This window comes from Mangrovicoccus sp. HB161399 (assembly GCF_013184745.1).
Classification (GTDB): domain Bacteria; phylum Pseudomonadota; class Alphaproteobacteria; order Rhodobacterales; family Rhodobacteraceae; genus Mangrovicoccus.
The window spans coordinates 32,946-52,058 of record NZ_JAATVU010000022.1 but is presented as its reverse complement, the minus strand read 5'-3'; the positions used below and the strand labels follow the sequence as shown (position 1 = coordinate 52,058).

At 69.7% G+C, this 19,113-nt stretch carries 22 protein-coding genes; 8 read left to right on the top strand and 14 right to left on the bottom strand.

The window, feature by feature from the left end; genetic code table 11:
* Positions 1-63: 63 nt before the first annotated feature.
* The 12 genes from HCC78_RS14230 to HCC78_RS14175 form a co-directional block, all read right to left on the bottom strand.
* A complete protein-coding gene (locus HCC78_RS14230) occupies positions 64-777 on the bottom strand; it encodes a Crp/Fnr family transcriptional regulator (RefSeq protein WP_216671155.1) in 714 nt (237 codons plus the stop codon).
* Positions 778-779: 2 nt separating this feature from the next.
* Positions 780-1,361, bottom strand: coding sequence for a c-type cytochrome (locus tag HCC78_RS14225; protein WP_172329451.1), 582 nt, complete (start codon positions 1,359-1,361; stop codon positions 780-782).
* Positions 1,348-1,776, bottom strand: a complete 429-nt coding sequence (locus HCC78_RS14220) for a copper chaperone PCu(A)C (RefSeq protein WP_172329450.1) — start codon at positions 1,774-1,776, stop codon at positions 1,348-1,350. Before HCC78_RS14220 ends, HCC78_RS14225 begins: the two co-directional genes overlap by 14 nt.
* The gene (locus HCC78_RS14215; protein ID WP_172329449.1) at positions 1,773-2,363 is read right to left on the bottom strand and encodes an SCO family protein; all 591 of its coding nucleotides are present in this window, start codon (positions 2,361-2,363) and stop codon (positions 1,773-1,775) included. Before HCC78_RS14215 ends, HCC78_RS14220 begins: the two co-directional genes overlap by 4 nt.
* Entirely contained in the window at positions 2,360-3,199 is an 840-nt protein-coding gene (locus HCC78_RS14210) for an ABC transporter ATP-binding protein (RefSeq protein ID WP_172329448.1), read from the bottom strand. Before HCC78_RS14210 ends, HCC78_RS14215 begins: the two co-directional genes overlap by 4 nt.
* Complete coding sequence (locus HCC78_RS14205) at positions 3,192-3,848, bottom strand: hypothetical protein (protein ID WP_172329447.1); 657 nt, start codon at positions 3,846-3,848, stop codon at positions 3,192-3,194. Before HCC78_RS14205 ends, HCC78_RS14210 begins: the two co-directional genes overlap by 8 nt.
* A gap of 5 nt (positions 3,849-3,853) precedes the next feature.
* Complete coding sequence (locus HCC78_RS14200; RefSeq protein ID WP_172329446.1) at positions 3,854-4,726, bottom strand: ABC transporter permease; 873 nt, start codon at positions 4,724-4,726, stop codon at positions 3,854-3,856.
* 82 nt (positions 4,727-4,808) lie between these two features.
* A complete protein-coding gene (locus tag HCC78_RS14195; protein WP_216671154.1) occupies positions 4,809-6,188 on the bottom strand; it encodes an ABC transporter substrate-binding protein in 1,380 nt (459 codons plus the stop codon).
* Positions 6,189-6,498: 310 nt separating this feature from the next.
* The gene (locus HCC78_RS14190; RefSeq protein WP_172329445.1) at positions 6,499-7,455 is read right to left on the bottom strand and encodes a HEAT repeat domain-containing protein; all 957 of its coding nucleotides are present in this window, start codon (positions 7,453-7,455) and stop codon (positions 6,499-6,501) included.
* Positions 7,456-7,462: 7 nt separating this feature from the next.
* Entirely contained in the window at positions 7,463-7,705 is a 243-nt protein-coding gene (locus HCC78_RS14185; protein WP_172329444.1) for a ferredoxin family protein, read from the bottom strand.
* Positions 7,706-7,719: 14 nt separating this feature from the next.
* Complete coding sequence (locus HCC78_RS14180; RefSeq protein ID WP_172329443.1) at positions 7,720-9,462, bottom strand: fumarate reductase/succinate dehydrogenase flavoprotein subunit; 1,743 nt, start codon at positions 9,460-9,462, stop codon at positions 7,720-7,722.
* Positions 9,463-9,523: 61 nt separating this feature from the next.
* A complete protein-coding gene (locus HCC78_RS14175; protein ID WP_172329442.1) occupies positions 9,524-9,814 on the bottom strand; it encodes a DUF971 domain-containing protein in 291 nt (96 codons plus the stop codon).
* Positions 9,815-9,939: 125 nt separating this feature from the next.
* Here HCC78_RS14175 and fdxA point away from each other — a divergent pair, with 125 nt between their 5' ends.
* Positions 9,940-10,281, top strand: coding sequence for a ferredoxin FdxA (gene fdxA, locus HCC78_RS14170; RefSeq protein ID WP_172329441.1), 342 nt, complete (start codon positions 9,940-9,942; stop codon positions 10,279-10,281).
* Positions 10,281-11,069: a ferredoxin--NADP reductase gene (locus tag HCC78_RS14165; protein WP_172329440.1), complete on the top strand. Its 789-nt coding sequence runs from the start codon at positions 10,281-10,283 to the stop codon at positions 11,067-11,069. The genes fdxA and HCC78_RS14165 overlap by 1 nt, the downstream gene beginning before the upstream one ends.
* Before the next feature lie 15 nt (positions 11,070-11,084).
* On the opposite strand, the gene HCC78_RS14160 is transcribed toward HCC78_RS14165, so the two are convergent.
* Positions 11,085-12,113, bottom strand: a complete 1,029-nt coding sequence (locus HCC78_RS14160) for a Gfo/Idh/MocA family protein (RefSeq protein WP_172329439.1) — start codon at positions 12,111-12,113, stop codon at positions 11,085-11,087.
* A 1,019-nt stretch (positions 12,114-13,132) separates the two neighbouring features.
* On the opposite strand from HCC78_RS14160, the gene HCC78_RS14155 reads away from it, so the two are divergent.
* From HCC78_RS14155 to HCC78_RS14145, 3 genes are all read left to right on the top strand, one after another.
* Positions 13,133-13,570, top strand: coding sequence for a hypothetical protein (locus HCC78_RS14155; RefSeq protein WP_172329438.1), 438 nt, complete (start codon positions 13,133-13,135; stop codon positions 13,568-13,570).
* A gap of 532 nt (positions 13,571-14,102) precedes the next feature.
* Positions 14,103-14,570, top strand: coding sequence for a DUF1203 domain-containing protein (locus tag HCC78_RS14150; RefSeq protein WP_172329437.1), 468 nt, complete (start codon positions 14,103-14,105; stop codon positions 14,568-14,570).
* Positions 14,571-14,661: 91 nt separating this feature from the next.
* A complete protein-coding gene (locus HCC78_RS14145) occupies positions 14,662-15,489 on the top strand; it encodes a class I SAM-dependent methyltransferase (protein WP_172329436.1) in 828 nt (275 codons plus the stop codon).
* 21 nt (positions 15,490-15,510) lie between these two features.
* Here HCC78_RS14145 and HCC78_RS14140 read toward each other — a convergent pair whose 3' ends face one another.
* Positions 15,511-16,461 carry a LysR substrate-binding domain-containing protein gene (locus tag HCC78_RS14140; protein ID WP_172329435.1) on the bottom strand — a complete coding sequence of 317 codons (951 nt, stop codon included), beginning with the start codon at positions 16,459-16,461 and terminating at the stop codon, positions 15,511-15,513.
* Between the two features lie 91 nt (positions 16,462-16,552).
* On the opposite strand from HCC78_RS14140, the gene HCC78_RS14135 reads away from it, so the two are divergent.
* Genes HCC78_RS14135 through HCC78_RS14125 form a run of 3 tightly spaced genes read left to right on the top strand, consistent with a single transcriptional unit; the run spans position 16,553 to position 19,112 of the window.
* The gene (locus tag HCC78_RS14135) at positions 16,553-17,545 is read left to right on the top strand and encodes a threo-3-hydroxy-L-aspartate ammonia-lyase (protein WP_172329434.1); all 993 of its coding nucleotides are present in this window, start codon (positions 16,553-16,555) and stop codon (positions 17,543-17,545) included.
* A complete protein-coding gene (locus tag HCC78_RS14130; protein ID WP_172329433.1) occupies positions 17,542-17,961 on the top strand; it encodes a RidA family protein in 420 nt (139 codons plus the stop codon). Before HCC78_RS14135 ends, HCC78_RS14130 begins: the two co-directional genes overlap by 4 nt.
* A complete protein-coding gene (locus HCC78_RS14125; RefSeq protein ID WP_216671153.1) occupies positions 17,958-19,112 on the top strand; it encodes an aminotransferase class V-fold PLP-dependent enzyme in 1,155 nt (384 codons plus the stop codon). Before HCC78_RS14130 ends, HCC78_RS14125 begins: the two co-directional genes overlap by 4 nt.
* Position 19,113 lies beyond the last annotated feature (1 nt).

Genomic DNA, 19,113 nt, shown 5'->3' with positions numbered 1-19,113 from the left:
GAAATCCGCGCGGCCCCGCAGGCCGGCGAAGCCCGCGCCCGGAAATTGCCCGGGCCGCCGGGGTCACTCGGTCAGCGCGTCCAGCTTGTAGATACGGATTTCCTTGCGGGACACCTTCAGAACCCCGTCGCTTTCCAGCTTGTCGAGTGTCTGGGTCACCCATTGCCGGGTCGCGCCGACCATGGTCGCGATCTGGTCATAGGTGATCGAGCGCTCGATGATCGTCGCCCCGTCCTCGTAGCGGCCATGGGTGTCGGCCACGATGACCAACAGCTGCCGCAGCCGGTCCGAGACGCTGCGCGTGCCCAGCATCTGCAGCAGCGCCGAATAGCATTTGCCCTTGGCGATTAGCCCGTCGATCACCGCCAGCGCCACGTCGGGGATCTTGCACACCAGGTTGCGCATCGACATGCCCGACAGGAACAGCAGCTCGCAATCCTCCAGCGCATCCGCCGACCAGACATGGCGGCCGCGGCCGAAGACCTCGGGACCGCCGATGAAATGGCCGGGCGTCCAGTAGGCCAGGGTGATCTCGCGCCCCGAAGGGCCGGCATAGAAGGTGCGCATCCGGCCGGATTCGATCACCCAGACGCCGGTATGCGGATCGCCCTGGAAGAAGAGCCCCTGGCCCTTGCCCACGGTCGTGCGCACGCCCATGTGGCGCACCGCCTTGCGGTCCTCGTCGCGCAGCGAGGCGAGGAATCCCGCCCCCTCGTTGATGTCGAGCAGGTATTCCGACAGGTAGATGGCGCTCTGCGCCTCCTGGTCCTCTGTCATTCTCATTCCCTCGGGGCCGCGCCCAGCCAGGCCGCAACCGCGTCTATGTCGGTCTCGTCCAGCCCCTCGACCGCCTGACGCTTCAGCCGGTCGGGCATGGCCCGCGCGCCGGAGCGAAAGTCGCGGAGCTGCTTGGCCAGATAGGCCGGGTGCTGCGCCGTCAGCAGCGGGGTGGCGGGCTTCAGCCCCGGCCCCGCGTCATGGCATTCGCCGCAGCCCGAGACAGCGTAGACCAGCGCGCCGCGCCCGGCCAGTGCCGGATCGTCGGGCGGGTCCGCCGCGGGCGGGTCCTGCGCGGCGAACCATTCGACCACCTGCGGGATGTCCTCCGGCGCGATCTCGGTCACGGTCTTGGCCATCTGCCCGCCGTCATTGGCGCGGTGGCCGCCGAGGAAGGCATCGATCTGCGCCTCCAGATAGCCGGGCTGCTGGCCCGCGAGCTTGGGAAATTTCGGCCGCGGATCGTCGCCGAAATAGCCGTGGCATAGCGCGCAGCGCTCCTGCGGCTCGGCCATCTCCCAGGCCCCGGCCTGCGCGGCAGCGAAACCGAGGACAAGCGCGGCCGCAAGGTCACGAGCCCGCATCGATCCTCTCGACCGGCGCGGTGACCGCGATCTCCGCGCCATCGGCGAAGATCAGGGTCAGCACCACCTCGTTGCCTACGGCCAGGGCTTTCCGCGGCCCCATCAGCATGACATGAAGCCCGCCCGGCGCGAAGGCGACGCTGCCGCCCGGGGCGATCTCGATCTGGTCCATCGCCGCCATCATGGCGACGCCGTCCTTCTCCATCGAATGGTGCAGATGCGCCATGGCGAAGCCCTCGGCGCGCACCCCGGCCAGCGCGCGCGGCGCCGCGCCGGCATTCGCCACCACCATGTAGGCCGCCAGGGTCCGCGCGCCGGGCGGGGCCAGCGCGACGCGGGCCTCAGTCACGGCGATGTCCCCTGCATGGGCAAGCGCTGGGAAGGACAGGACGGCGGCAAGCAGAAGCGATCTCACTGGATCATCTCCCGGCGGTACTGGATCTGCAGCATGGACAGGAACTCCGCGGTGCGGCCGGGGTCGAAGGGCGGCTGCAGTTTTGCGCGCAGCGTCCCGTCCGGTGCGATCACCAGCACCGAGGAGGAATGCTGCACCTCGTAATAGCCCGAGCTGTCCGGCGGCATCAGCCGGTAGAAGCTGTCGGAGGCCTCCACGAGCCGGTCGATGTCCTCCTGCCGGCCGGTCACGCCGAGGAAGTCGGGATGGAAGAACACCGCGTAGTCGGCCACGGTTTCGCGGTCGCGCTCCGGATCGACCGAGACGAAGACCACCTGCGGGATGTTGTCCGGCCTGACCCGCAGCGAGGTCTCCGACCAGGCGGCCTCCAGGTTCTGCATGGTGAAAGGGCAGACATCCGGGCAGGAATTGTAGCCGAACATCACCAGCGTCCAGCGGCCCTGCAGGTCCGCGTCCGAAAAGCGCGTCGTGGCCGTGCCGTCGAGCGCGAAGGACGGCATTTCCACCGGATCGTCGAGCAGCACCCCCTGCACCTGCGCCGCCGCGGGCGCTGCCGCCAGCAGCAGCGCGGCCAGCAGCCGGATCATGCGTTCTGCTCCTCGAAGGCGCGGCGGCTTTCCGCGCGGATCACCTCCAGGCAGTGCTGGCGCGCGCGGATGTAGTCGGGCATCGAGCCCATGTCGGTGCTGCGCGGGCGCGGCAGCGGGATGCGCAGGTCCTCGATCACCCGCCCCGGCGCAGCCGACATCACCAGCACCCGGTCGGCGAGGAACACCGCCTCGTCGACATCATGGGTGACGAAAACGACGGTGGTGCCGAATTTCTGCCAGATCTCCAGCAGGCTTTCCTGCATCATCAGCCGGGTCTGCGCATCGAGCGCGCCGAAGGGCTCGTCCATCAGCAGGACGCTGGGATAGTTGGCCAGGGCGCGGGCGATGCCCACCCGCTGCTGCATGCCGCCCGACAGCTCCGCCGGATAGCGGTTGCCGAATTTCCTCAGGCCGACCATGCCGAGGAAGGTATTGGCGATGGAGCCCGCTTCCCTGCGGCTCTTGCCGGCCATGCGCGGCCCGAAGGCGACGTTCTCGTAGACCGTCTTCCAGGGCAGCAGCGAATACTGCTGGAAGACCATGCCTCGGTCGGGGCCGGGCTTCTCCACTTCCACGCCGTCGACGCGCACGGACCCGGAGCTGGGCTTGACGTAGCCCGCGATGGCATTGAGCAGCGTGGATTTCCCGCAGCCCGAGGGGCCGAGGATGCAGACGAACTCGCCCGGCATGATCTTTAGCGAGGTGGTCTCCACCGCGCGGTGCGCGGTCGGGCCCGTGCCGAAGGTGATCGACACGCGGTCGATGTCGATCGCGCCCTTGCCGTTGGAGGCCTTCGGCTGGCCGCTGCGCTGGTATTTCAGGACATCAAGCATGGGAAGGCTCCGTTTCGAAAGAGGGCAGGCGGGACGCCCTTGCGGACAGGGCGAGGATGGCGAGGGCCAGCAGGCCGAAGCCCGCGAGCGCCAGCGGCGTGCCGAGGGGTTCCAGCGCCAGCGAGGCCGAGGTGCCGAGCCCCATCATGGCAAGCCCGACGACCCAGTTGGGCGTGGCGCAGCAGACCACCCAGCTCATCGTGGCATTGGTCATGGCAACCAGGACGGCGCCCGCGCCGGTGACGGCCCCGGCCCCGCCGCGCAGGGAGGCCGGGCAGGAGGGCCGCCGCATCAGCGCGGTCGCCAGCCCGGCCAGCGCGCCCAGGAGGAACAGCATGGCCAGCTTGGCAGGCACCACGCTGAGCGCCCAGACCGAGATGCCGTTGCCGTAGTCGTAGTTCATGCGGCCGATCTCCAGCAGCCATTCCTGCGCGATGATCGGCCCCATGTCGCGCACCGAAGGCACGGTCTCGATGATCCGCAGCACGTTGCCGGGCCAGTCATAGAAGGTGGCGTAGTTCGGCAGCTCGCCGAAGCGGACCGCCAGCAGGACCAGCATCGTGACCTGCGACAGCAGCGCGGTGGCAAGCCCCCACGACAGGAGCCTGCGCCAGCCATGGCGCAACTCGCGCCGCAGAGGGTCCAGCATGGCGCTCATCTCGTGCGCTTCTGCCATTTCAGCAGCGGCGCGGTCAGCACCCGGACGGCCGCGGTCGACAGCGTGCCGAGGAAGCCGATCACCAGCATGCCCACGACGATGTCGGGATAGTTGATCAGGCTGTAGGCGTTCCAGGTGAAGTAGCCGATGCCGTACTGGCCCGAGATGATCTCGCCCGCGAGCAGCGAGAACCAGCTGACGCCCATGCCGATGGCAAGCCCCGCCGAGATCGACGGCAGCGCCGCGGGCAGGACCACATGGCCGAAGATCGCCATCCGCGAAGCGCCCAGCGACTGCGCGGCGCGCACCAGCACCTCGGGGGTCTGCTCGACCCCGTGCAGCGTGTTGAGCACGATCGGGAAGAGCGCGCCGAGGAAGGTGATGTAGATGATCGAGGCCTCCTCGGTCGGCCACATCAGGATGGCCAGCGGGATCCAGGCGACGGCCGGGATCGGGCGCAGCACCTCGATATAGGGGGTGATGCAGGCTCGGGCGAAGCGCGAGCGGCCCATCATCACGCCGATGCCGATGCCGATCACCACCGCCATCAGGTAGCTGACCAGGATGCGCTGCATCGAGACCAGGATGTGGGTGTAGAAGATCTCGGTCCCCAGGTGGCCCCAGAAGGCGGCGAAGACCTTGCCCGGGCCGGGGATGTTGCCGAAATCGACGATCCAGTCGAGGTTGGTCGCCGAGGCCCAGTGCCACAGCGCCACGCCGATCGCCAGCGACCCGGCGCCGATCGCGATCTCGCGGAGCTTTTCCGGCGGGACCAGGCGGCGCCGGGCGGCCGGGGGCGCCGGCTCGGCTGGTCGGGGCGCCGGGTCGTCGGCCATCGGCGGGTCCAGGAGGTCTGCGGTCTGGGTCATGGCGTGTCCTGTCTGGCTGTCCGGGCGGGGCCGCTGCGGCCCCGCCCCCTTGCGCGATTGCTGGCGGATGCGGCCGCCGGGATCAGCCCTCGGTCGAGGCGAAATCCGCGACGGCGTCGTCGAAGGTGATCACGTTGCCGCCATGCGCGGCGGCGTAGTCCTCGGCCTCGCCCTTGCGCAGGAAGGTGGCGTAGTCCTCGCCCGACTTGACCCAGAAGGCGGTCTTGCCGAAGAGCTTCAGGCCGGTCTCGCTGTCATAGACATAGGTGGCGTTCAGCTTGGCGCCGGTGGCCTGCATCTCGGCCATCGCCTTGAGGAATTCCGGCATGGTCGCGTAGGAGGAGATGCCGTCGCGGGCATGCCAGATCTCCATCGGCAGCCCGGCATTGGCCTCCTTCGGGTCGACCGTCTTCGCCTTGTCGGCCTCGTAGTCGGCGCCCAACTCGGAATAGGCGGCCTTGACGTAGTCCTCGGTGATCCAGGCGCCGAAATCGAGCGGCGGGATCGCCTTCTCGCGCTCCAGCACCGAATGGTCGAATTCCAGCGCCTCGACCCACTGGTCCTTGATCGTCGGGTCCAGCGTCAGGTGGCCGCCCTTGGAAAAATAGAGATAGAGCACCTCTTTCTCGACGCCGGTCCAGCCCTCCATCTGGGTGACGGCGCGCACCGGATCCTCGCGGATCCACTCGCCCGCCTGGTAGACGGCCTTGACGAAGGCGGTGACGACCTCGGGATATTCCTCGGCGAAGTCCTGGCGGACCACGACGCCGTGCAGGTAGGGCACGCCCGCTTCCGAGCCGTCATAGATCTTGCGGCCGGTGCCGCGGAATTCCATGATCTCCGACCAGGGGCAGAAATCGCTGTGCGCATCGACCTTGCCGGCCGCGATGTTGGCGGCGCCGACGGCCGGGCTCTGGTTCTTCAGCGCGTAGTCGGCGGTGGAGATGCCGTTGTCCTGCATCGCCTTGAGCAGCATGCCCCAGGCAGCCGAGCCGACCGGCGTGGAGACGTCCTTGCCCTTGAGCTGGTCGATCGAATAGATGTCGCTGTCAATCGGCACGACGATCGCGTTGCCCGAGCCCTTCATGTTGTAGCCCGTTCCGGCGACATAGAGCGTGCGCAGGCTGTCGGTCTCCTGGAACTTGGCGCCGTTGACGATCAGCGGGTAGTCGCCCATCACGCCGAAATTCAGCTTGCCGGCCATCATCTGGTTGGTGATCGGGCCGCCCGAGGAATAGTCCGACCAGCTCACGTCGTATTCGGCATCGGCATACTTGCCGTCATGCGGCAGGTTCTGCTCCAGCAGCCCCAGCTCCTTGATGACGATCCCGGCGGTATAGGTGTCGGTGCACATGGACTGGTGGCCGATGGCGATCTCGATCTTCTCGGCCAGGGCGGCGCTGGCGAGGGCGCTCAGCCCGGCGGCGAAGATGCTTCCCTTCAGAACGGCTCTCATGGTCATGGTTGGTTCCCCTGTCGGTTCCGGTTCTTGGTGCCTTGGATCCACTATCCGGGCCCCTGCGCGGCCGGGGAAGGCTGCCGCCGGCAATGCCGGAAGGTGAATCCGAAACTGACCATTATTTGTGCTGTTTTTTCTCCCACTGCGGCCTTACCGACCGGAAAATTGATCTGGATCAGGGCGGAATCGATTCGATTTGTAAACCACAATAAATAATAAAAACAATTACTTAGATACATTCCCATAACGCATGACGGCCCTCCCGGAGGGGTCTCCGGGAGGGCCGTCAAAGCGATCAAATTTTGGGCTTTCGTCAGGCGGCCGCGATCCGGTCCAGCGCCCAGCGGACGTTCTTGCGCACGTCCGGATCCGTGTCGTCGGCATAGGGATCGAGGAAGCGGCGCGTCTCCGGCACGGCCAGCTCGCCCAGCACGGCGGCGCATTCCTTGCGCAAGTTCGGGATCGGCAGGTCCATCATCGGGCCGATCTGCATGGCCGCCCCGGTGGCGCCGAGCCGCCCGAGCGAGCGCACGGCCTTCAGCCGCACCTGCCAGAAATCATCTGCCAGCGCGCCGGTCAGGGCCGCCACGCAGCCCGATCCGCCCGATTTGGCCAGGGTCTCGGCCGCGGCCTCGCGGACCTGCCATTCAGGGTCCTGCAGCCCGGCGGCCAGAGCCGCCTGGGCGGCCTCCGAGGACGAGAAGCCGAGCGCCAGCAGCGCTGCCTTCCGCACCGGGATCTCGGGATCGCGCGCGGCGCCGCAGAGCGCGGGCAGCGATGCCTCGTCCTGCAGCCAGCCCATCACCCCGACCGCCTGCACCCGCACCACCTGCGAGGGCGAGGCAAGCGCGGCAATCGCGGGCTCCATCGCTTCCGGTCGGCGCAGTTCCTTGATGCCGGCCAGGCAGGCGGTCAGCACGAACTCGTCCTGGCTGCCCAGATGGGGCAGGATCGCGTCGCCCGAGGCCGGATCCTTCAGCTCGGTCAGGCTGACGGCGGCGGCTTCGCGCACCTCCGCCTCCGGGTCGGACAGCGCGTCGACCAGCGCCGCCGCGGTCTCGGGGCCGTCGAAATCGGTCAGCGCCTGCGCCGCCTGCTTCCTCACCCCCGCATCCGTGTCCGTGATGGCGCGGGCCAGATGCGGGATGGCGTCCGGATCGGCGCTGTCGGCCAGCTCGATCACCGCCATGATGCGCGCGCCGGGGGACGGGTCGTCCAGCCCCTCGGCCAGGTCGTCGATATCGGAGAAATCCTCGAAGATAGCCGTCATCTGGTCCTCACTTCAGCAGGTAGGGGATGGTGACGGTGACGGCGCCGGTCGGGCAGTCGGCCTCGCAGGGCATGCAGTACCAGCATTCGTCGTATTTCATGTAGGCGGTCTTGGTGCCGTCCGCGAGCTCCTTGATGCGCAGCACGTCGAGCGGGCAGACATCGACGCAGACGGTGCAGCCCTTGTCGGCGATGCATTTGGCGTCATCGATGGTGACGGGAACGGAGGTGGCGGTCTGTGCCAGGGGCATGATGGCTGTCCTTGTTACTCTGCGGCCACGGAGGCATCGACGCGCTGCTTGTAGTAGGCGTCCTTCTCGTCCTCGGCGATGTCGACGACATAGGGCTGAACCTCGCGCTTCTCGTGCGCGGGCCTGCCGTCCGCGCCCTTGGTCAGCAGCGTGTGGCAGAACCAGTTCTCGTCGTCGCGGGCGTATTCCACGCGGTTGTGGTAGAGGCCCCAGCGGCTCTCGGTGCGGTAGAGCGAGGCGGCGGCGGCCATGTCGGCGCAATCGAGGATCGAGGCGGCCTCGAGCGAGCGCATCAGCTCATGCGCGTCGCGGACATGCATGCCCTGCTCCATGTCCTCGCGGACCTCGGCGAAACGCTTCTGCGCCAGCTCCATCTTGGCGGTGACCTTCGGCGGCTGGAGGTAGTCGTTCACCAGACGGCGGGTCTTGTACTCGATCTGGTTCGGCGGGATGCCGTCGTCGCGCTTTGTCGGCGCCAGCACCCGGGCGCGCTCGGCCTCGACATCGGCCAGGTCGAATTCGGCGAAATCCACTTCGCCCATGAAGTCAGCAGCGTCCTCGCCGGCGAAGGCGCCATGGGTGAAGGCGCCCAGCATGTAGTTATGTGGCACGTTCGCCATGTCGCCCGCGGCATAGAGGCCGGGAATGGTGGTGCGGGCATGCTCGTCGACGAAGACGCCGGAAGCCGAGTGGCCCGAGCAGAAGCCGATTTCCGAGATGTGCATCTCGATCATCTGCTTGCGGTAGTCGGTGCCGCGCCCGGCATGGAAATGGCCGCGGGTCGGGCGCTCGACGATATGCAAGACCTTCTCGATCTCCGCGACGGTTTCCTCGGCCAGGTGGTTCAGCTTGAGGAAGACAGGGCCCTTGCCGGATTGCAGCTCGTCGTAGAATTCCTGCATCATCTGCCCCGACCAGTAGTCGCATTCGATGAAGCGCTCGCCCTGGGCGTTCGAGGTGTAGCCGCCCATCGGCCCGGCGACATAGGCGCAGGCGGGACCGTTGTAGTCCTTGATCAACGGGTTGATCTGGTAGCATTCGAGGTTCGCGAGCCCGGCACCGGCATGGTAGGCCATGGCGTAGCCTTCGCCCGAGTTCGACGGGTTCTCGTAGGTGCCGTAGAGATAGCCGGAGGTCGGTAGGCCCAGCCGCCCGGCGGCGCCCAGCCCCATGATCACGGCCTTGGCGCGGATCACCAGGAACTCGGCGGTGCGGGTGTTGACGCAGACCGCGCCGGCAACGCGGCCCTCGCCGGTCAGCAGCCGGGTCGCCATGTAGCGGTTGACGACGCTGATCCGCGCCTTGCGGAGCTGGCGGTAGAGCGCCTTCTTGACCGTGTCGCCGTTGGGCATCGGCAGCACGTAGGTGCCGATATGGTGGACCTTCTTGACGTCGTATTCGCCGTTCTGGTCCTTCTGGAAGCGGATGCCGAAGCTGTCGAGCTCCTTGATGATGCCGTAGCATTCCTCGGCATAGCGGTAGACCGGCTTCTGGTCGACGATGCCGTCATTGGCGATGGTGATTTCCTTGGTGTACTGCTCGGGCGTGGCATAGCCCGGGATCACCGAGTTGTTCAGCCCGTCCATCCCCATCGAGATCGCGCCGGAGCGCTTGACGTTGGCCTTGTCGAGCAGCACGACATTCGCGCCGGGGTTCTTCTTCTTCGCCTTGAGCGCGGCCATCGGGCCTGCGGTGCCGCCGCCGATCACGAGGATGTCGCAGTCGATCTGCGTCAGGCCGTCGAGTATCTCGTCCATGATTGCTGTCCTGTTCGCTGTCTTCCCCACTGTCGCCGCGGCGCGGCGGGGAGAATGTCAATTACTTGCCAAAGCTCTCGGAAAGCTCGCGGAGGTAGGAAAACGGGTAGATCGCCCGCTCGTGCCCGTCGGAGAAATGCACGTTGACGCCGTAGTCGCCGACGCCTTCCAGCGCGGTGATCTTCAGGTCCGGGGCAATGGCGATCTCGCCGGTGTCGATCAGTTCGCGCAGGCTCCAGGCGTCGCGGGCGTGGCGGCGCAGATAGTCCGCGGGCAGCACGCTTTCCCCGGCATCGGTCCAGATCAGCCGGAGATTCCTCAGATCGGGTGTGGTCACCAGTTCGTCGAGCATGGGGGTCCTTTCTGTTCGCCCCTCCAGCCTGCCCGGAAGATGAGTCGCCGAAATAGCAATTCCTTTACGGACGGATGCCGCGCCGCGGCGGCATGACTGGGGCAAGCGAACAGCGAGGACCCCGAATGACCTATGTCGTGACCGACAACTGCATCGGCTGCAAATACACCGATTGCGTCGATGTCTGCCCCGTGGACTGCTTCTACGAGGGCGAGAACATGCTGGTGATCCATCCCGACGAATGCATCGACTGCGGCGTCTGCGAGCCGGAATGCCCTGCCGACGCGATCCGCCCCGACACCGAGCCCGGCCTGGAGGCCTGGATCGCGATGAACGGGAAATACGCCGAGCTCTGGCCGGTGATCACCGAATCGAAGGACCCGCTGCCCGAAGCTGCCGAACTCGACGGCCAGGACGGCAAGCTCGACCGAATCTTCTCCGAGAAACCCGCACAGGAAGCCGCCTGATGACGATTGCCCAACGCACCCTGCCCGATGCCCAGACCGTGACCGCCGTGACGCATTGGAGCGACACGCTGTTTTCCTTCCGCGTGACGCGGCCGCGGTCGCTGCGCTTCCGCTCCGGAGAATTCGCGATGATCGGGCTGCTGAAGGACGACGGCAAGCCGCTGCTGCGCGCCTATTCGATCGCCTCGCCGTCCTGGGACGACGAGCTGGAATTCTACTCGATCAAGGTGCCGGACGGGCCGCTGACCTCCCGCCTGCAGAAGATCGAGGCCGGCGACCAGATCATCCTGCGGCCGAAGCCCGTCGGCACGCTGGTACATGACGCGCTGCTGCCGGGCAAGCGGCTGTGGCTGGTGGCCACCGGCACCGGCGTCGCGCCCTTCGCCTCGATCCTGCGCGATCCCGAGACCTGGGAGCGCTTCGACCGGGTGGTGCTGGCCCATACCTGCCGCCATGCCTCCGAGCTGGCCTACGGCGCGAAGATCGTCTCCGACCTGCCCGAAGACCCGCTGATCGGCGAGCTGGTGGGGGACAAGCTGTCCTACTACCCGACGACCACCCGCGATCCGTCTCCCGTGACGGGGCGGATCAGCGACCATATCCGCACGGGCGAGGTGTTCTCGCGGCTCGGCCTGCCCGCATGGACCCCGGCGGAGGACCGGGTGATGGTCTGCGGCAACCTCGCGCTCAACAAGGACATCATGGGGCTTTGCGAGGCGGCAGGGCTGGAAGAGGGCGCCAACAGCAAGCCCGCCGAATACGTGGTCGAGAAGGCCTTCGTCGACTGATCCCGCGGGCGCCGCTCAGGCGCCCTCCCAGCGCGTGCCCTTCTCGGCAAGGGCCTGCGCCTCCAGCGCCAGCGTGGTGACCTCGAAGGCATGGGCCTGGGACATCGCGGTCTCGCTGCGGTCGCGGATATCCGCGATCAGCGCGGCGGAATAGGGCAGCTCCGTGCCGCGGCAATCGACCCGCTCGCAGCGGTCCCGCGTCACCAGGAACAGGTTGTCGCCCTGAGTACCGTGGCCCAGATCGATGTACTTGCGCAGCTCGACATAGCCTTCGGTGCCGAGGATGGTCAGCCGCCCGTCGCCCCAGACAGGCAGGCCGTCCGGCGTCAGCCAGTCGACCCGCGCATAGCCCGTCGCATGGCCGCTTCGCAGCGCCAGCTCGCCGAAATCCTGCAGGCCGGGATGCTCCGGGCAGCTGCGGTTCGCCACGCTGGCCATGGTGACCTCCGCCGTGGCCGATCCGGTGAAATGCAGGAACTGGTCGATCTGGTGCGCGGCGATGTCGACGAGGATGCCGCCGTAGCGCGGGCGCTCGAAGAACCAGTCCGGCCGGGTCGCCGCGCGCAGCCGGTGCGGCCCCAGGCCGACGATGTTCACCACCTCGCCGATCGCGCCCGCCTGCACCAGCTCGCCCGCCTTGGCGGCGGAGGCCACGCGGAGGCGCTCCGAGAAATTCACCGACCAGATCCGCCCGGTCCGCGCCACGCAACCGCGCAGCGCGTCCAGCTGCGCCCTGCTGGTGCAGCCGGGCTTGTCGGCCATGACGTCCTTCCCGGCCTCCATCGCCAGGATCGCGTGTTCGGCGCGCAGATCCGGCACCGAGGCGGTCAGCACCAGCGCGATCGACGGATCGTCCAGCAGCTGCTCCATTTCGGTCGCCTGCAGGACGTCCGGAAAGCGCGCCCGCATCTGCGCCTGCTGCGGCGAGTCCGCCGCGCTCCACCAGCCGGCGAACTCCGCCCCGGCGGCCAGCATGCCATCGGCCATGCCGAAGATATGGCCGTGATCGATGCCGATGGCGGCGAATTTCAGGGGCTGGGGCATGGGACCTCCGTCGCGATCCGGCCGCCCCTCCGGCGTCCGGCCCGGCCGCCAGCCTGCCCGAGAACGCGGCACCGCGGCAATGGGCGATCTCGCCGCCTCCCCCGCCAGCGGGACTTGCACGATGGCAAGCGCTCCGGGCTCGCGGGCCCGCATGGTCGCAACGGCCCGCCCCGCTCCGCCTTCGGCCCGAACGGTTGCCCGGGCCGCCGCCAGCCCGCGCGGCATGGGCAGGCGCCATTGCCATGGCACGGACCATCACCGGCTTTGGCAATGTGCACAGCAGGCACTGCCGCACACATCGCCCAGGCCGGGCCGCGTCTCTGCCCGCGGATGCTCTGATCGCCTTCGAAGCCACCCTCGGCTGCGACGCGCGCCCAGTCATAACCTTCGGCGGGCGCAGACAGCCTCGCGCCCGGGCAATCCCCGCCAAGCCCGGGCAGTCGCCCGCCCCACCGGCGTTCCGGTCCGTCCCGGCCGGGCCGACGCCCCATCCTGGCCGGGACAGGCACGCGCCCGCGGTGCAGAAAATCGGCACGGCGGACTCGGGCGGCAGGGAGCGGCGTGTCGATTTTCTGCGCCGCTGCAGCTGAAGTCCGGACCAGCCTCGCCTGCCGACTGGGATCCAGGCGACGGCCGAGGGTCCGGACGCCGGCGCCACATCCCACGATCCCGCCATTGCCGCCCTGACCGGGAAAAACCCGGCGCCCTGCCCCCCCTTGCGCGCGACGCGGACCGGAGTGCTGCCGGAACCGGCAGGATCGCCCCGACCGCCGGAACCGCGTCGCTGCCCGGGAAGGCGCAGACCGGCGCGGCGTCCGGCGGGTCCGGGGCAGCAGCTCTGCGCATCGCCATGCTCTGCGCCCCGCGCAGCTTGGCCGCGCCCGGGACGCTGCAGGCTCCGCACCGGCCTGCACGCCAGGCGGCGGAAACACGGGGGCCGCTGCGGGACAGGCCGGCCGCCCTGTGCTATCCTGCGGCCGCGGGTCCGGGGATGGGCGGCTCTGCAAGGAGGACATCCAATGGAAGACGCGAAGACCGGCGGCGGCCAGATCGAGGTGCTGAGCTGGAGTTGGGGCACCCTGTCCCCCGGCCAGTTCGACGTTTCCCTCAGCGCTGTCGCAGCGGGAAGCGGCGCAGAGGTGACATATCAGGCCGCGGGCGCACCGCCCGGCTGGGCACGGGCAATCCTGGCAGCGCTCGCCGCGCCGGAGACCGACGCGCTGATCTTCGGCGGCGGCAGCGGAACCGGGATCGAGCCGGTTGCGGTCACGCTCTCCTTCGCCGACGGCGGCCCGGACGGGGAGCCCGACAGCCTCGGCATCGAACTTGCCTATCTTTCGGGCGGCGAAGAGACGTCGGCCACCGCCTGGATCGAGACCGAAGATCTCGCCTTCGCCGATCTGCGCGCCGCCTGGCTGGACCTCGCCGCCAGCCTGCCGGGCGACATCGTCCTCTAGGCAGCGCCCCCTCTGCGCGGCGCAGGAGAACGGGCCGGACCGCGTGCTTTCCCGCGCCCCCTGCCCCATGGCCCGGCCCCCATGTCAGCGACCGGCGGGACAGGCACGGACATGCCGCGAACCGCCGCGCGCCTCCAGCCCCTTCGGCGCCGAGACCGGACCATCGGCGGCCGGCAGGAGAACGTGCTCCGGAGGCGGTCGGGCCCGCAGCACCGGTTGTCCGGCGCAAGCCCCGGCCCCTGTCGCATGCATTGCCCGAGCACAGGGGCCGGGAACCGGCATCATCCGGAGGCCAGGGCCGCCCGTCCCGCTGAGGCAGGCCCCGTCGGCGGGGCGGGCTGCGATCCGGTTCCGCCGCCGCCGGGGACCGCCGCCGCGTCCCGGCTCCCCTGCAGCGCGCGCGCCTTGCGCCCGGCCGGCCGTGCCCTGCCGCCCCGCGCCAGGCGGCGCGCCGCTGCTTTGCGCGGGAAACGGGTCGCCCCGCCAGCGGCAGGGCGCATGATCGGCCCGTCCGCAACACCGGAGACCGCCGATGGCCTACCAGATACACGCCCTTGCCCCGGAGCCCTTCGCCCCGCTATTCGACCTGTCCGATGCCGAACTCGGCGCGCGGAACATCCGCCGGATGGAGGTCGCCGACTGCCCGGGCACCCCCTGCCGGGTCAGCCTCGCCGATGTCCCCGCCGGCGGCACCGTGCTGCTGCTGAACTACGAGCACCAGCCGGCCGCATCGCCCTACCGCTCCTGCCACGCGATCTTCGTCAGCCGCGGCGCCCGGCAGGCCCGCCCGGCGCCGGACGAGATCCCCGAAGTCCTGCGGAGCCGGCTGATCTCGGTGCGCCTGTTCGACCGCGACGGCATGATGGCCGATGCCGATGTCGTCGAGGGCAGAGACCTCGACGCGGCGCTTCGCAGGATGCTTGCCGATCCTGCCGCGGCCTATGCGCATCTGCATTTCGCCCGGCCAGGCTGCTTCGCCGCGCGGGCCGAGCGCGCCTGACCCCGCGCCCGCGGCGCAGACGGCATTCGCCGGACCCGCGGCGGGCCGATCCGTGCTAGCATCCGCCTGCAGCGCCAAGGGGGGACAGGAGATGGCAGCCACGCAACCGATTTCCGATCACTGGGCGACCGGCGACGTCTTCGCCCGGATCCTGGCCGCAATGGAGGCGGCCGAGATCGATCCGGCGGGCGTCACGGTCGAGCAGCTCGCGCCGATCGACCATTTCCATGCCCGCGGCTTTCCCGCGACCCGGGACCTCGCCGATGCCCTGCCGGTGCGCCGCGGCGACCGGCTGATCGACATCGGCTGCGGACTGGGCGGCCCGGCCCGCTACATGGCCGGCCGCTTCGGCTGCCATGTCGACGGCATCGACATCACCGCCCCCTTCGTGGAGGCCGCCAACCGGCTGACGGCGCTAGTCGGAATGGAGGGCGCAGTCGCGGTCCGGCTCGGCGACGGACAGGCCCTGCCCTTCGGCGACGGCACGTTCGACGGCGGCTATGCCCAGCACGTGACGATGAACGTGCCCGACCGCGGCGCCTTCTTCCGCGAGGCGTTCCGCGTGCTGAAGCCCGGCGGCTTCTTCGCCCTGACCGAGCACGGCCTTGGCGAGGGCGGCCCGCCGCACCATCCGCTGCCCTGGTCAAAGGACGGCAGCGGCGCCCATCTGATGCGGCCCGGCGACACGGTGGCGGCGCTGGAAGCGGCCGGGTTCGAGGTGGACGAGGTGACCGGAACCGGCGCGAAATACCTCGAGGCCTACAATGCCGCGATCGCGCTAGACGAGAGCGGCGGCCTGCCGCCCTTCGGCACGCATGTGCTGATCGGCCCGCAGGCGCCCGAGATCATCCGCAACGCCGCGCGCAACATCGCGGAAGGCCGGACCCACCCGGTGCAGATCCTCTGCCGGCGGCCCTGAGGCGTCCGCGGCACCGTCCGGTCAGGCCCCCGCTCCGGCCGCGACATGCTGCGCCGCCTGCCAGAACCGCTCCGCGCCGTCGGTCAGCGCGCCCGCCTTGCGGTAGCAGCGGATGTCGTAGCCGACCGACCAGCCGCCGTCGCCGGCCGGGACCAGCGCCCCCTGCTGCAGCTCGCGCGCGACCGAGCTTTCCGGCAGCCAGGCAATCCCGTGGCCCTTGAGCGCCATGGCGCGGACCGCCTCCTTCAGGGGGCTTTCGAACACGATGTCGAACATGCCCTGCGCGCCGCGCGAAGCCAGCATGTGCGTGACCGCGCTGCCCAGGACCGAACTTTCGGCCAGCGCCAGCAGGGGCAGCCGCGCTGGCGGGTCCGGCCGGATGGCGAATTGCGGACGGCCCGCGGCATCGGGCACCGATACCGGCACCATCCGGTCGCGGCCGGCCACCAGGTAGTCATGCTGCTCCCATTCCCGTGCCCCGCGGCGCGGCGCATGCGGGATCGGGCAGAGCATGAAGTCGACATGGCCCGCCGCTAGCTCCTCGAAGCAGCGCGGCACGGAATGGCAGTTCAGCCGCGACTGCGCCCTGTCCCGGCCGGGCGGCAGGCGCTCCAGCCAGGCCGGGAAGAACTCGGTCGCCAGCATGTGGGTGGCGGCGAACAGCACCGTCTCGCGCTCGGCCCGGGCCGCGTGGGCGGCGCGGGCGCGGGCGGCGGCCAGCCGTTCCAGGACGGCCTCGGCTTCGGCCTGGAAGCTCCGGCCCGCGCCGGTCAGCTGCACCGGGTGGTTCGATCGGTCGATCAGCGTCTCGCCGACCCAGTCCTCCAGGCGGCGGATGCGGCGGCTGAAGGCCGGCTGCGTGGTGTTCCGGACCTCGGCGGCCAGCGAAAAGTTGCCGGTCTTCGCCAGCGCGAGGAAATCTTCCAGCCAATCCAGATGCATCGGGTCCCGCGCCTCATGCCGTTTCGGCATGACCTTTTGCCCAAACGGCTTTGGACGCAAGTCCCCGCGGCCGGTAGGGCTTGCCCGAACGCAGCCCCCGGCCCCAAGGAGCCCGCCCGCCATGCAACAGGACATCCCCCCAGCCCCCGCCTTCGCCGACATCCTGGCGGCGCGGGAGCGGCTCGCCCCCCATGCCCACCGCACGCCGGTTCTGACCTCGCGCAGCTTCGACGCCCTGGCCGGCGCGCAGGTGTTCTTCAAGTGCGAGACCTTCCAGCGCGGCGGCGCCTTCAAGTTCCGCGGCGCGATGAACGCGGTGCTGTCGCTGCCCGCAGAGGTCCGCGCCCGCGGCGTGGTCGCCTATTCCTCGGGCAACCATGCCCAGGGGCTGGCCTATGCGGCGAAGCTGGCCGGCGTCCCGGCGGCGATCGTCATGCCGCAGGACGCGCCGGCGCTGAAGGTGGCGGCGACCCGCGGCTACGGCGCCGAGGTCGTGTCATACGACCGCTACACGGAATCCCGCGAGGAGATCGGCGCCGCCCTGGCCGCCGGCCGCGGCGCTGCGCTGATCCCGCCCTTCGACCATCCGGACGTGATCGCGGGACAGGGCACGGCGACGGCGGAGCTGCTGGAGGAGACCGGACCGCTCGACGCGCTCTTCGTGCCGCTGGGCGGCGGCGGCCTGCTGGCCGGGGCCGGGATCGCCGCGCAGGCGATGGCGCCGGGCTGCCAGGTCTTCGGCGTCGAGCCGGAGGCGGGCAATGACGGCCAGATGTCGCTGGCCAAGGGCGAGATCGTCGGGATCGCGGTGCCGCGCTCCATTGCCGACGGCGCGATCGTCACCTCGCTCGGGCGCTGCACCTTCCCGGTGATCCGCCAGACCGTGGCCGGGATCGAGACCGCCAGCGACGCCGAGCTGGTGGCGATGATGGGCTTCTTCGCCGAACGGATGAAGCTCTACGTCGAACCCACCGGCTGCCTCGGCGCGGCGGCTGTGCTGAAGCGCGCCGCAGACCTGCAGGGCAAGCGCGTCGGCGTCATCCTCAGCGGCGGCAATGTCGACCTGGCACGGTTCGCGCAGCTGGTCCTCGAGGCCCGGGAGGCGGAGGCATGAGCGTGCAGCCCGTCACGGCCCCCGGCCTCCCCGCCCCTCAGGGCCACTACGCCCATGGCACGATCGGCCCGGGCGGGCCGCTGATCTTCGTCTCGGGCCAGCTGCCGCGGCAGCCGGACGGAGCGCATGGCCCGGACGCGCCCTTCGCGGCGCAGGTCCGGCAATGCCTCGAAAACCTGCTGGCCATCGTCGGGGCCGACGGCGGCAGCCGGGACAGCCTCCTGCGGGTCACCGCCTATATCGCCGGGGTGGAGCACTGGCCCGCCTTCGATGCGGTCTATGCCGAGGTGATGGGCCCCGCCCGGCCCGCCCGCACGGTGGTGCCGGTGCAGGAGCTGCATCACGGCTACCTCGTGGAGGTCGATGCGATCGCCCTCCAGCTGGCGCAGCCCGCCGGGGACGGAGCGCAGCCATGATGCCCCCCGCCCCGGCCCGCCTCGATCCGCAGGGCTGCCGCGCGCTCTTCCCTGTCACGCGGGAGCGCGCCTACCTTGCCGCCTGTTCCGTCGGGCCGCTGTCGACCCGCGCCGTCGCGGCGATGCACGCGCAGATCGCCGACCAGCATCTCGACGGGCCCCGCCATGTCGACCGCCGGAACGCCTTCGCCGAAGGCAACGTGCGGCCCACCCTCGCCCGCCTGATCGGGGCGCGGGCGTCCGAGATATCGTTCCTGCGCAATACCACGGAGGGGCTGAACACCGTCGCCAACGGGCTGGACTGGCGGCCCGGCGACAACGTGGTCATCTCGAACATCGAGTATCCGGCAAATGCGCTGTGCTGGCTGAACCTGCGGCGCCGGGGCGTGGAGACGCGGATCGCCGATGCCCGCGCCCGCGGCGGAAGGCTGGCGGTGGACGACATCGCCGCGCTGATCGACAGCCGCACGCGGCTGGTTTCGGTCAGCCTGGTGCAGTATTCCAACGGCTTCCGCCAGGACATGGCGGCGACCGCCGCGCTGTGCCGGGAGAAGGGCGTTCTGCTCAACTGCGATGCCGTCCAGGCGGTCGGCGCGCTGGAGATCGACGTCGCCCGGCTGCCGGTCGATTTCCTGCAGGCAGGCGGACACAAATGGCTGGCGGGCCCGGTCGGCACCGGCTTCCTCTACTGCCGCGAGGAGTCCGCGGACCGGCTGGCCTCGCATGCGCCGGGGCCGGGATCGGTCGGATCTGCCTGGACCGGCACCGGCAGCCTGCCGCAGTTCCACCGCGACGGCCGCCGCTTCGAGGAGGCGCTGCCGAACTATGCCGGGCTCTGGGGGCTGAACGCCGCGGCGGAGACGCTGCTGGAGATCGGCCTGCCGCGGATCGAGGCGCATGTTCTCGGCCTGTCGGAACGGATGGCTGACGGGGCGCTGCGCAAGGGATACCGGCTGGCCAGCCCGGCGGGGAAGGGCGAGCGCTCCGGCATCGCCGCCTTCCGTCACCCGTCCCTGCCGTCCGCCGCGATCGCGGCGCGGCTGGAAGAGGCGGGGATCGACGTGACCGACTGCAACGGCGCGCTGCGCGCCGGCGCCCATGTCTACAACACGGCCGAAGACGTCGACCGCATGCTCGACGCGCTGCCCTGAC

What these genes read in the sequence shown, in the direction of transcription:
- HCC78_RS14205 (WP_172329447.1), bottom strand. Translation starts at nt 3,848, where the DNA reads ATGCTGGACCCTCTGCGGCGCGAGTTGCGCCATGGCTGGCGCAGGCTC.
- HCC78_RS14125 (WP_216671153.1), top strand. Translation starts at nt 17,958, where the DNA reads ATGATGCCCCCCGCCCCGGCCCGCCTCGATCCGCAGGGCTGCCGCGCG.
- HCC78_RS14180 (WP_172329443.1), bottom strand. Translation starts at nt 9,462, where the DNA reads ATGGACGAGATACTCGACGGCCTGACGCAGATCGACTGCGACATCCTC.
- fdxA (WP_172329441.1), top strand. Translation starts at nt 9,940, where the DNA reads ATGACCTATGTCGTGACCGACAACTGCATCGGCTGCAAATACACCGAT.
- HCC78_RS14190 (WP_172329445.1), bottom strand. Translation starts at nt 7,455, where the DNA reads ATGACGGCTATCTTCGAGGATTTCTCCGATATCGACGACCTGGCCGAG.
- HCC78_RS14140 (WP_172329435.1), bottom strand. Translation starts at nt 16,461, where the DNA reads ATGCCGAAACGGCATGAGGCGCGGGACCCGATGCATCTGGATTGGCTG.
- HCC78_RS14185 (WP_172329444.1), bottom strand. Translation starts at nt 7,705, where the DNA reads ATGCCCCTGGCACAGACCGCCACCTCCGTTCCCGTCACCATCGATGAC.
- HCC78_RS14150 (WP_172329437.1), top strand. Translation starts at nt 14,103, where the DNA reads ATGGCCTACCAGATACACGCCCTTGCCCCGGAGCCCTTCGCCCCGCTA.
- HCC78_RS14175 (WP_172329442.1), bottom strand. Translation starts at nt 9,814, where the DNA reads ATGCTCGACGAACTGGTGACCACACCCGATCTGAGGAATCTCCGGCTG.
- HCC78_RS14130 (WP_172329433.1), top strand. Translation starts at nt 17,542, where the DNA reads ATGAGCGTGCAGCCCGTCACGGCCCCCGGCCTCCCCGCCCCTCAGGGC.
- HCC78_RS14225 (WP_172329451.1), bottom strand. Translation starts at nt 1,361, where the DNA reads ATGCGGGCTCGTGACCTTGCGGCCGCGCTTGTCCTCGGTTTCGCTGCC.
- HCC78_RS14155 (WP_172329438.1), top strand. Translation starts at nt 13,133, where the DNA reads ATGGAAGACGCGAAGACCGGCGGCGGCCAGATCGAGGTGCTGAGCTGG.
- HCC78_RS14145 (WP_172329436.1), top strand. Translation starts at nt 14,662, where the DNA reads ATGGCAGCCACGCAACCGATTTCCGATCACTGGGCGACCGGCGACGTC.
- HCC78_RS14195 (WP_216671154.1), bottom strand. Translation starts at nt 6,188, where the DNA reads ATGACCATGAGAGCCGTTCTGAAGGGAAGCATCTTCGCCGCCGGGCTG.
- HCC78_RS14165 (WP_172329440.1), top strand. Translation starts at nt 10,281, where the DNA reads ATGACGATTGCCCAACGCACCCTGCCCGATGCCCAGACCGTGACCGCC.
- HCC78_RS14215 (WP_172329449.1), bottom strand. Translation starts at nt 2,363, where the DNA reads ATGATCCGGCTGCTGGCCGCGCTGCTGCTGGCGGCAGCGCCCGCGGCG.
- HCC78_RS14135 (WP_172329434.1), top strand. Translation starts at nt 16,553, where the DNA reads ATGCAACAGGACATCCCCCCAGCCCCCGCCTTCGCCGACATCCTGGCG.
- HCC78_RS14230 (WP_216671155.1), bottom strand. Translation starts at nt 777, where the DNA reads ATGACAGAGGACCAGGAGGCGCAGAGCGCCATCTACCTGTCGGAATAC.
- HCC78_RS14210 (WP_172329448.1), bottom strand. Translation starts at nt 3,199, where the DNA reads ATGCTTGATGTCCTGAAATACCAGCGCAGCGGCCAGCCGAAGGCCTCC.
- HCC78_RS14160 (WP_172329439.1), bottom strand. Translation starts at nt 12,113, where the DNA reads ATGCCCCAGCCCCTGAAATTCGCCGCCATCGGCATCGATCACGGCCAT.
- HCC78_RS14200 (WP_172329446.1), bottom strand. Translation starts at nt 4,726, where the DNA reads ATGACCCAGACCGCAGACCTCCTGGACCCGCCGATGGCCGACGACCCG.